The organism is Streptomyces sp. NPDC037271 (genome assembly GCF_055603605.1).
Genome location: NZ_JBVJVN010000025.1, coordinates 105,620 through 115,398, shown reverse-complemented (window position 1 = coordinate 115,398; position 9,779 = coordinate 105,620). Strand labels below are relative to the sequence as shown.

7 protein-coding genes are annotated in these 9,779 nt (G+C 71.7%); 3 read left to right on the top strand and 4 right to left on the bottom strand.

From position 1 onward, the window contains the following. Nucleotides 1-415 precede the first annotated feature (415 nt). Together ACZ7G3_RS30220 and ptsP are read left to right on the top strand one after the other, a co-directional pair. Complete coding sequence (locus ACZ7G3_RS30220) at nucleotides 416-865, top strand: PTS sugar transporter subunit IIA (RefSeq protein WP_426600393.1); 450 nt, start codon at nucleotides 416-418, stop codon at nucleotides 863-865. A gap of 77 nt (nucleotides 866-942) precedes the next feature. Continuing rightward, entirely contained in the window at nucleotides 943-2,613 is a 1,671-nt protein-coding gene (gene ptsP / locus ACZ7G3_RS30215; protein ID WP_470929306.1) for a phosphoenolpyruvate--protein phosphotransferase, read from the top strand. A gap of 66 nt (nucleotides 2,614-2,679) precedes the next feature. Here ptsP and ACZ7G3_RS30210 read toward each other — a convergent pair whose 3' ends face one another. Both ACZ7G3_RS30210 and ACZ7G3_RS30205 read right to left on the bottom strand, forming a co-directional pair. After that, nucleotides 2,680-3,570, bottom strand: a complete 891-nt coding sequence (locus ACZ7G3_RS30210; protein WP_470929304.1) for a hypothetical protein — start codon at nucleotides 3,568-3,570, stop codon at nucleotides 2,680-2,682. A gap of 122 nt (nucleotides 3,571-3,692) precedes the next feature. Continuing rightward, nucleotides 3,693-5,669 carry an acetoacetate--CoA ligase gene (locus ACZ7G3_RS30205; RefSeq protein ID WP_470929302.1) on the bottom strand — a complete coding sequence of 659 codons (1,977 nt, stop codon included), beginning with the start codon at nucleotides 5,667-5,669 and terminating at the stop codon, nucleotides 3,693-3,695. Between the two features lie 213 nt (nucleotides 5,670-5,882). Between ACZ7G3_RS30205 and ACZ7G3_RS30200 the strand changes: the two genes are divergently transcribed. Next, nucleotides 5,883-8,261 (top strand): glycoside hydrolase family 31 protein, encoded by a 2,379-nt coding sequence (locus ACZ7G3_RS30200; RefSeq protein ID WP_470929300.1) that lies wholly within the window; start codon nucleotides 5,883-5,885, stop codon nucleotides 8,259-8,261. On the opposite strand, the gene ACZ7G3_RS30195 is transcribed toward ACZ7G3_RS30200, so the two are convergent. Beyond that, nucleotides 8,252-8,788 (bottom strand): NUDIX domain-containing protein, encoded by a 537-nt coding sequence (locus tag ACZ7G3_RS30195; protein ID WP_470929298.1) that lies wholly within the window; start codon nucleotides 8,786-8,788, stop codon nucleotides 8,252-8,254. The two genes, ACZ7G3_RS30200 and ACZ7G3_RS30195, sit on opposite strands and share 10 nt — an antisense overlap. A gap of 47 nt (nucleotides 8,789-8,835) precedes the next feature. Further along, on the bottom strand, nucleotides 8,836-9,648 hold the full coding sequence (locus ACZ7G3_RS30190; RefSeq protein WP_470929296.1) for a M15 family metallopeptidase: 813 nt from the start codon (nucleotides 9,646-9,648) through the stop codon (nucleotides 8,836-8,838). Nucleotides 9,649-9,779 lie beyond the last annotated feature (131 nt).

Below are 9,779 nucleotides of genomic sequence, written 5' to 3'. Positions count from 1 at the left end.
TTTTGGCACGCTGTTGAGTTCTCAAGGAACGGACGCTTCCTTTGTACTCACCCGAGAGACTCTCTCAGGCTTTCCTCCGGGCGCTTCCCTTCGGTGTTTCCAACACTATCAGGCTTTCCCGGTCCCTCTGACCACCGTCCTGCGAGCACGCAGAAGGCGATCCAGCGATAGGATCTGATGAGTTGGGTACTGCCGGGGCGAGGACGCCTGCTTCGCATCGCTCAGCCTCATGCAGGAGTAACGACTCTACACGGAGCCGTGGAACGGGTGCAAATCCGTGGGGACTGTGGTCTAGACCTCTAATCGGAACACTCATGCGGAACCGGTACTTCCTATGACATACCCTGCTCGTCAGTGCGCCGTCCGGGACAGGCAGTGACGGCCCGTACACATCACCGCCCCTGGGAGGCTTCCCATGACCACCGTCTCGTCCCCGCTCGCAGGACGTGCCATCGGACTGGCCGCTGTGCCCGACCCCGTCTTCTCCGGCGCCATGGTCGGCCCGGGTACCGCCATCGACCCCGTACGGGAGCCTTCTGAGGCGGTCGCCCCCGTGGACGGGGTCATCGTGTCCCTGCACCCGCACGCCTTCGTCGTGGTCGACGACAGCGGGCACGGTGTGCTGACTCATCTCGGCATCGACACCGTGCAGCTCAACGGTGAGGGTTTCGAGCTGTTGGTGAACAAGGGCGACACCGTCGTGCGTGGGCAGGGCGTGGTCCGCTGGGACCCGGCCGCCGTCGAGGCCGCGGGCAAGTCGCCGGTCTGTCCGATCGTGGCCCTCGAGGCGACGGCCGAGGCCCTCACCGATCTCCGTGAGGACGGCGAAGTGAAGGCCGGCGAGAGTCTCTTTCTCTGGAAGTGACATCACCGCCGTCGTATGACGGCTGGTAGGACAACCACCGCGGCGGCGGGACCCGCCGCATTATCGGGACGGGTGAGATGGAGACAACGCTGCGAGGCGTCGGTGTGAGCCACGGTGTGGCGATCGGCGAGGTTCGGCACATGGGGACGGCGGTGCTCGAGCCGCCGGCCAAGCAGATTCCGGCCGAGGACGCGGAGCGTGAGCAGGGGCGCGCCCGCAAGGCCGTGGAGGCTGTGGCGGCCGACCTGATGGCGCGCGGCAATCTGGCGGGGGGCGAAGCCCAGGCGGTGCTCGAGGCGCAGGCCATGATGGCCCAGGACCCCGAGCTGATGTCGGACGTGGAGCGGCGGATCGCCGTCGGCAGCACGGCCGAGCGCGCGGTGTACGACGCGTTCGCCGCCTACCGCGCCCTGCTGGCCGGTGCCGGCGAGTACCTGGCCGGCCGCGTGGCCGACCTCGACGATGTGCGGAATCGTATCGTCGCCCGTCTGCTCGGGGTGCCGATGCCGGGCGTCCCGGACAGCGACGAGCCGTACGTTCTCATCGCGAGGGATCTGGCACCCGCGGACACGGCGCTGCTGGACCCGGCGCTGGTCCTCGGTTTCGTCACCGAGGAGGGCGGGCCGACCAGTCACAGCGCGATTCTCGCGCGGGCGCTCGGCGTGCCGGCCGTGGTGGCGCTGCCGGGCGCCGGGGAACTGCCCGAAGGTACGGTCGTCGCCGTGGACGGCAGCACCGGTGAGATCTTCGTGAACCCCGGCGAGGAGAAGAAGTCGCGGCTGCGGGCGGCGGCTGCCGAGCGCAAGGCCGCGCTGGCCGCGTCGACGGGACCGGGTGCGACCTCGGACGGTCACAAGGTGCCGCTGCTCGCGAACATCGGCGGGCCCGCGGACGTGGCCGCGGCGGTCGAGGCCGGGGCTGAGGGTGTCGGTCTCTTCCGTACCGAGTTCCTCTTCCTCGACGACAGCGAGAAGGCGCCGTCGGAGGAGAAGCAGGTCGCCGCCTACCGGCAGGTGCTGGAGGCGTTCCCCGAGGGGCGCGTCGTCGTGCGGGTGCTGGATGCCGGCGCCGACAAGCCGCTGGACTTCCTGACCCCCGGTGACGAACCGAACCCGGCATTGGGCGTGCGCGGTCTGCGGACGCTGCTCGACCACCCGGACGTGCTGCGCACGCAGCTGACGGCGCTGGCGAAGGCGGCGGAGGGGCTGCCCGTCTACCTCGAGGTCATGGCCCCGATGGTGGCGGACCGGGCCGATGCCAAGGCGTTCGCGGACGCGTGCCGTGAGGCCGGGCTGCGGGCGAAGTTCGGCGCGATGGTGGAGATCCCGTCGGCCGCGCTGCGGGCGCGCTCGGTGCTGCAGGAGGTCGAGTTCCTGTCGCTGGGGACGAACGACCTCGCGCAGTACACCTTCGCGGCCGACCGTCAGGTGGGCGCGGTGTCCCGGTTGCAGGACCCGTGGCAGCCGGCGCTGCTCGACCTCGTGGCGTTGTCCGCCGAGGCGGCGAAGGCCGAGGGCAAGAGTTGTGGTGTCTGCGGTGAGGCCGCTTCGGACCCGCTGCTGGCGTGTGTGCTGACCGGTCTGGGCGTCACCTCGCTCTCCATGGGTGCGGCTTCTCTTCCCTATGTCCGGGCGACCCTGGCGAAGTTCACGTTGGCGCAGTGCGAGCGTGCCGCGGCTGCCGCCCGGGCGGCGGACAGCGCCGATGAGGCGCGCAACGCCGCGCAGGCGGTGCTGTCCGGCGAGTAGGAGCCGGACGAGGCTGCGGCTGTGGCGCGGGGCGTTCCACCTTCGGGTGGGGCGCCCCGCACGCGTTCAGTGGTGGTGTCCCGGTGGCAGGTGGTCGTCTCCGAGGTCGGGGGGCGCGCAGTAGTCGACGTTGGATTCCGGGGAGATGAGGTCCCCGGAGTCCGCGTCGGTGCAGTACGCGTCGAAGACTTCACCGGCGGTGAGGGGTTCGAGGCCGTATCCCCGCAGGCGCCAGCCGTGGATGCGGTCCGGGCCGCCCGGGGTGCTGATCCGCATGACGAGTCCGCCGGGGCTGTGGGTGGCGAGGCCGAGGGCGAGGACACTGGTGAATTCCAGGGTTTCGGCCTCGTCGATGTGCGGGGTGCCGTCGATGTCCTCGTCGGCGTACAGGGCGGAGACGAGGGTTTCCGGGGAGCCCGAGACACTGCAGACCAGGTGCCGGTTGCCCGGTGGAGCCGTTTCGAGGATGCGGACGAGGAGGCGCGTGGCCCGGGTGAAGGCGGCTCGGCCGAGATCCTCGCCGCAGGTGGCGCAGCTGCCGAGGCGGGCGAGCAGGGTGGACGCGTACTCCCAGGTGGCCTGGCGGACGGCTTCGTCGACGAGGTCCGGGAGGAGGTCGGTGAGGGGCTGGCCCTCGTACGGGACGGTGGGTCCGCTGGCGGCGAGTTCGGCGGTGAACCGGGTGCGGCTGGCGGCGGCGTCGGGGTCGAGGCCCGTCGCCGAGCAGAAGTCGGCGTATTCCTCCGGGTCGAACAGGGCGACGCTGGTGTGGGTGCCCTGTGAGGCGCGTGACCTGAGCAGGGCTTCCACCTGGTGGAGATAGGCGGCGTGGTCGTCGAAGGTGAAGCTGCGGTAGCGCCGCATGGCGCGGAAGTCGTGTTCGTCGGTGAGCAGTCCGATGGTGCCGGCGATTTCCCGGCGCAGGACGCGTCGCCCGGTCTGGTCGGTGTGCGCCATGATTCCCCCTTTGCGCAGTCGATCAATGCTCACTCACAGTAACTGGCGGCACTGACAACAGCGTCGGGGCGGGGGCATCGTGAGCCGGCCGCCGTCTGGGCGGCCGGCTCGTCGAGGGCTTTTCAGGTGCGCCCGCGGGCGAGGTCCTCGTAGAAGCGGAGCAGGTCCGGGTTGTCGATGGAGCCGGGGTTGACGGCCTTCTCCAGCGGGGTGCCCTGGAGGAGGCGCTTGACCGGGACCTCGATGCGCTTGCCGGTCAGGGTGTGCGGGATACCGGGCACCTCGATGACCTCGTCGGGAACATGGCGCGGAGAGAGCTGTTCGCGAATGGTCTGTTTGATGCGGTTCAGTAGGGTTTCGTCGAGTACGGCTCCGGAGGCCAGGTGCACGAACAGGGGCATCCAGTAGCCGCCGTCGGGCTGCTCGACGCCGATGACGAGGGATTCACTGATTTCGGGAAGGCGCTCGACGGCCTCGTAGATGTCGGCCGAGCCCATGCGGACGCCCTGCCGGTTGAGGGTGGAGTCGGAACGGCCGTGGATGACGACGGATCCACGGGAGGTGAGGGTGATCCAGTCGCCGTGCCGCCAGACGCCGGGGTAGGTGTCGAAGTAGCTGTCGTGGTAGCGGCTGCCGTCGGGGTCGTTCCAGAAGCGGATCGGCATCGAGGGCATGGGGTTGGTGACGACCAGCTCGCCGACCTCGTCGGTGAGGGGCGCGCCCCCGGGGTCCCAGGACTGCAGGTCGGTGCCCAGGGCGGGGGCCTGGAGTTCGCCGATGTACACGGGCAGGGTGGGGACGGCGCCCGCGAAGCAGGAGCACACGTCGGTGCCGCCGCTGACGGAGGCGATCCACAGGTCCGCCCCGCTCGCGGCGAACTCGTCGTGCAGCCAGCGGAACCCGTCGGGCGGGAGCGGAGAGCCCGTGGTGGCGACGCACGTGACCCGGGAGAGGTCGTGGTCGCGGGCGGGGTGCACGCCGGCCTTGCGGCAGGCCATGACGTAGGCGGCGGAGGTGCCGAAGAGGGTGGCGCCGGTGCGTTCGGCGATGCGCCACTGGGCGCCCGTGTCCGGGTAGCCCGGGCTGCCGTCGTAGAGGACGATCGTGGTGCCGGTGAGCAGGCCGGAGACGAGGAAGTTCCACATCATCCAGCCGGTCGACGTGTACCAGAAGAAGCGGTCCTCGGGGCCCAGGTCGCAGTGCAGGCCGAGCTGTTTGAGGTGCTCGACCAGGATGCCGCCCTGGGACTGGACGATGGCCTTGGGCAGGCCGGTGGTGCCGGAGGAGTAGAGCACCCACAGGGGGTGGTCGAAGGGCACCTGCTCGAAGACGGGGTCCGTGTCCGCGGCCGTCAGGGTCTGCCAGTCCAGCGCGCCCTCGGGGGTCTTGGTGCCGAGGAGCGGGATGTGGACGACGGCGCGCAGGGTGGGCAGTTCGCGGCGGAGTTCGGTGACGGTGTCGCGGCGGTCGTGTTCCTTGCCGCCGTAGCGGTAGCCGTCGACGGTGAACAGGACGACCGGTTCGACCTGCTGGAAGCGGTCCAGGACGCTGCGGGCGCCGAAGTCGGGGGCGCAGGACGTCCAGACGCCGCCCACGGCTGCGGTGGCGAGGAGGGCTACCACGGCCTGCGGGATGTTCGGCAGGTACCCGCTGACGCGGTCACCGGGGCGTACGCCGAGGGCGCGCAGTTCGGCGGCGAGCGAGCCGACCTGGCGGCGCAGCTCGGCCCAGGTGACGGGGCTCGGCTCGTGGGTCTCGTCGACGTACAGGAGGGCCGGTTCGTCCGCTCGGGTGGCCGCCGCGCGCAGGGCGTGCTCGGCGTAGTTGAGGGTGGCGCCGGGGAACCACTGGGCGCCGGGCATCGAGCGGTCGCCCAGTACGCGCGCGTAGGGGGTCGAGAAGCGTACGTCGAACCATGCCGTGACGGCCTTCCAGAAGGCGGCCGGCTCGTCGACGGACCAGCGGTGCAGGGCGGCGTATCCGCCCTCGGCGGGGGCGCCGTGGTGTTCTGCGGCCCAGGTCTGGAACCTGGTGATCCGTGCCTGGTCGATGCGCTGCGGATCTGGCTGCCAGAGCGGCTGGGGGTTCACGGTCGGCATGGGGCGGCTCCCGGACTGTGCGCGTCGTGTGCGTCCTCCGCGCACGGGCTGGGGTGTGCGCGTGACGCGGCTGACACGGACGATGCCACGTGATCGATTTCCGCACCAGGGCGCGCGCCACATAGTCGGCGCCGTGAAGATGTGGTCCCGTCACGGGTGAACGGCAGTTGAACGAGGCCCGCGCGGGAGGTCGTCGATGGCAGGGTGAGCAGCATGGACGGTCGTGACCTGGTGCGTTCGGTGAAAATGGTCGGCTCTGCGGGGGCGGCGCAGGGGTTGCGTACCGTACGGGCGGCGTGGCGCAGGCGGCGTGCCGACGCCGCGGGGCTGCCGCCGCGGGGTGCGGAGCGTGCGCGGGTGCCGGGGCCGATGCGGGAGGTGGAGCCCGGGCCCGGCGGCGGTGTCGTCCGGTTCAGCCGCTCGGAGCTGCGCATTCTCGTCGCCGTGAACGGGGCCGTGTTCTGGGGCTGGGACGGGGCCGGGCCGGAGCCGTCGTACGCGTTGGCGGGCCGTTGTCCGGAGCCGGACCCGCGGGCGGTGCTGGAGCCGGACAAGGACGGCGGCTGGCGGGTGGTGGCCGAGCGGGCGACCGTGTCCGTGTCCCGGCACGGCCAGATCGAGGTCCGTACACCTGGGGGCGTGGTGCTGCGCCGTGAGCTGCCGCCCCGCTGGTGGGAACCGGTCGGCGGTGGTGCGGCGCGCTGGACGCAGCGTTCGGAGGTGGCGGCGGACGCCCGGTTCTTCGGGCTCGGCGGGCGGGCCACGGGTCCTCGGCTGCGGCACGGCACGTACCGGCTGTGGAACACGGCGGTGGGACCGGCCTTCTCTCCTGCGGAGGATCCGTCGTCCGTCACGATGCCGGTGCAGCTGGTGGTGGCCGACGCGGGGACGCATCTGGTGTTCCACGACAGCTCGTGGGACGGCACGGTGGCGTTGCGGGAGGGCGAGGAGGGGTCGGGTTCCGGGCACGACCGGCCGGGGCGGAGTGTGCTGCGGATGGAGGGCGGTCCGCTGCGGTGCTGGGTGATGGCCGGTACCCCCGCGCGCGTGCTGCTCACCTGGGCGTCGCTCACCGGGGCGTCGGCGCTGCCTCCGGCGTGGGCGCTCGGTCACCATCACGTGCGGTCGGGTCTCGGTGACGAGCAGGAGGTGCGGCGGATCGTCGCCGGCTACCAGGAGCGTGACCTGCCGCTCGACGCCGTGCATCTGGACGTCGGCCATCTCGATGCGCGGCAGGTGTTCACCGTGGACGAGGAGCGGTTCCCCAAGCTGCCCGTCCTCGCCGAGGAGCTGCGGCGGGACGGTGTCCGGCTGGTGTCGGTGGTGGGGCCCGTGGTCCCCGCCGCGCCCGGCAACGCCGTGTACGACAGCGGGACGGGCGAGGACGTGTTCGTACGGGACGCCTCGGGGCCGGTCGTCCGGGGGGTGGCGTGGCCCGGGGACGTGGTCTTCCCGGATTTCACGCACGCGCGTGTGCGCGAGTGGTGGGGCGGGCTCTACGAGGAGCGGCTGGGGCAGGGGTTCGCCGGGTTCTGGCACGATCTGGACGAGCCCACCTCGTTGGCCGCGTTCGGGGAGTCGACGCTGGCCCGTTCGGCCCGGCACTCCCTGGAGGGCGGGGGCGGCGATCACCGGGAGGCGCACAACGTGTACGCGCTGTGCATGGCCCGGGCCGGCTACGAGGGGCTGCGGAGCCTGGTGCCCGAGGAGCGGCCGTTCGTGCTCTCGCGGTCCGGCTGGGCCGGGATGCAGCGTTACGGCGGCACGTGGTCCGGTGATGTGGCCGCGGGCTGGCCCGGACTGCGGGCGTCGCTGGCGCTGGTGATGGGGCTCGGGCTGTGCGGCGTGCCGTATGCGGGGCCGGATGTGGGCGAGGCCGGCGGGGACCGGTCGCCGGAGCTGTACCTGCGGTGGTTCCAGCTGGCCGCCTATCTGCCGCTGTTCCGCACGCGCGGGGGGTCGCGGGCGGGCCGCGGGGAACCGTGGGCGCTGGGTGCCGAGGTGCTGGAGCACACGCGGACGGCGCTCGTCGAACGGCGGCGGTTGCTGCCCTACTTCATGACGCTGGCGCATCTGGCCCGGCGTACGGGCGCGCCGTACGTGCGCCCGCTGTGGTGGTCGGCGCCGGAGGAGCGGGCGCTGCGGGACTGCGAGGACGCCTTTCTGCTGGGTGACTGTCTGCTGGTGGCTCCGGTGCTCGATCCGGGGGCGGACCGGCGGGCCGTGCGGCTGCCGCGGGGGCGCTGGTACGACGTGGTGACGGAGCGGGCGTACGAAGGGCCCGCGCAGATTCTCGTCGATGCTCCGCTGGCGCGGATTCCGGTGTTCGCGCGCGCGGGAGCCGTGCTTCCGGTGCGGGGGGAGGACGGCGGGACCGAGTTGGAGGTGTGGGCGCCCGCGCGGGGGCGGACCGGCGGCGGGCTGGTCGTGCCGGACGCGGGCGACGGCTGGGCGGAACCGGAGATCGAGCGGTACGTGTCCCGTTGGGGAGCGCGGGGGCTCGTCGTGGAGAGGGAGGGCGAGGACGGCGTGAGCGAGCCGTCCCGACCGGTGCGCGTCCGTGGGCTCGAGGAGCGCTCGGCTCAGATGTAGCGGCCCTCGAACCAGGCCCGCACGGCCCGGGTGTGGAGGGGGAAGGCGAGCTCCTCCGCCCTGCGCAGCAGGTGCCACCCCTCGGTCTCGTCCGTGGCGACGGACGACGGGAGGTTCTCGGCCGGCCGCTCGGGGAGGAGCCCGAAGAGGAGCAGGTGGCCGTCGGGCGAGCTCATGGCGTCGATCAGCCGTACGTCGCGGCTCGCCGCGTCGATGCCCGTCTCCTCCTTGAGTTCGCGCACGACGGCCTGTCGCCAGTCCTCCCGGTCGTCGATGTAGCCGCCGGGCAGTGCGACGCCTCCGCGCGCGGGGGACACGGTTCGGGTGATGACGACCAGGGCGGTGCCCTGCGTGTCGTACACGGGCTGGAGGGCGACCGCGACCGGCAGTGGGTTGCGGTAGGCCTTGGTGCCGCACGCCGGGCAGGTGCGGGGCCGGCCGGAGACGCCCTCTCCGTAGGGCGATCCGCAGCTCGAACAGTGGGAGTCGGGTGCGGAGTTGGGAACGGAGGTATGAGTTTCGGACACGCGGCGGACTGTATCCGATGGCTCGGCGGGCGACCCCGGCAGGCGGCTCAGTGGCGGCCGGCTAGGGACTTGGCGGAGACCGGGAAGTCGAAGTAGGTGTCCGGGTAGGGCTCGGGCTTGTACGTGAAGTGCCACCACTCCTCGGGGAGGTTCACCAGGCCGACGTCCTCCAAGGTGTTCTTGAGCAGCAGCCGGTTGGCCCGCTGGGCGCCCTGGACGCGGGGGTCGAGGGTGTGTGAGCGGGTGTCGAAGCAGTCGTAGCCGGTGCCCATGTCGACGGAGTTGTCGGGGAAGCGTTCGTCCTGGGGGGCGAAGCAGGGGGCCAGGGGCTGCCCCGGGTGGTACGGCCGGGTGGGCTTCGCCGGGAGCTTCACGATCGTGAGGTCGACGGTGGAGCCGCGGCTGTGGCCGGACTTCTCCGCGATGTAACCGTCCGCGAACAGACGGGTCTTGTCGACGTCCGGGTAGAACTCGGCCTTCATGTCCTGGTCGTCGAGGTCCTCGGCCCAGCGGACGAAGTGGTCGACGGCGCGCTGCGGCCGGTAGCAGTCGTACACCTTCAGGGAATAGCCCTGGCGCAGCAGCCGGGTCTGGGCGTCGTGGAGGGCTTCGGCCACGGGGCGGGTGAGGATGCACAGGGGCTGCCGGTAGCCGTCGATGCGCTCGCCGACGAAGTTGTGCGGGGTGACGTAGCGCATCTCCTGGATGATCGTCGGGTCGACGCTTCTCAGGGCGACGAAGTCCTTCGGGGCCCTCGGTTCGGGGGTCGCCGCCCGGGCGGCGGCGGGGACGGTCGTGGCGGCGAGCAGGGCGGCGAGGGTGGTGGCCAGACCGCGGAGCGCGGTGGAGAGTCGTGTCATGTTCCCTGCATCTATCAGGTGCGCGTTCCGTGGGGGAAGTGGGCGGGCCGGCGACTCGCCGTCCGTACGCTTCGCGGGCGTGCCGGAATCCTGTGTGAACGTCACGTGAACTGGGCCCGTGGGGCTGCCCG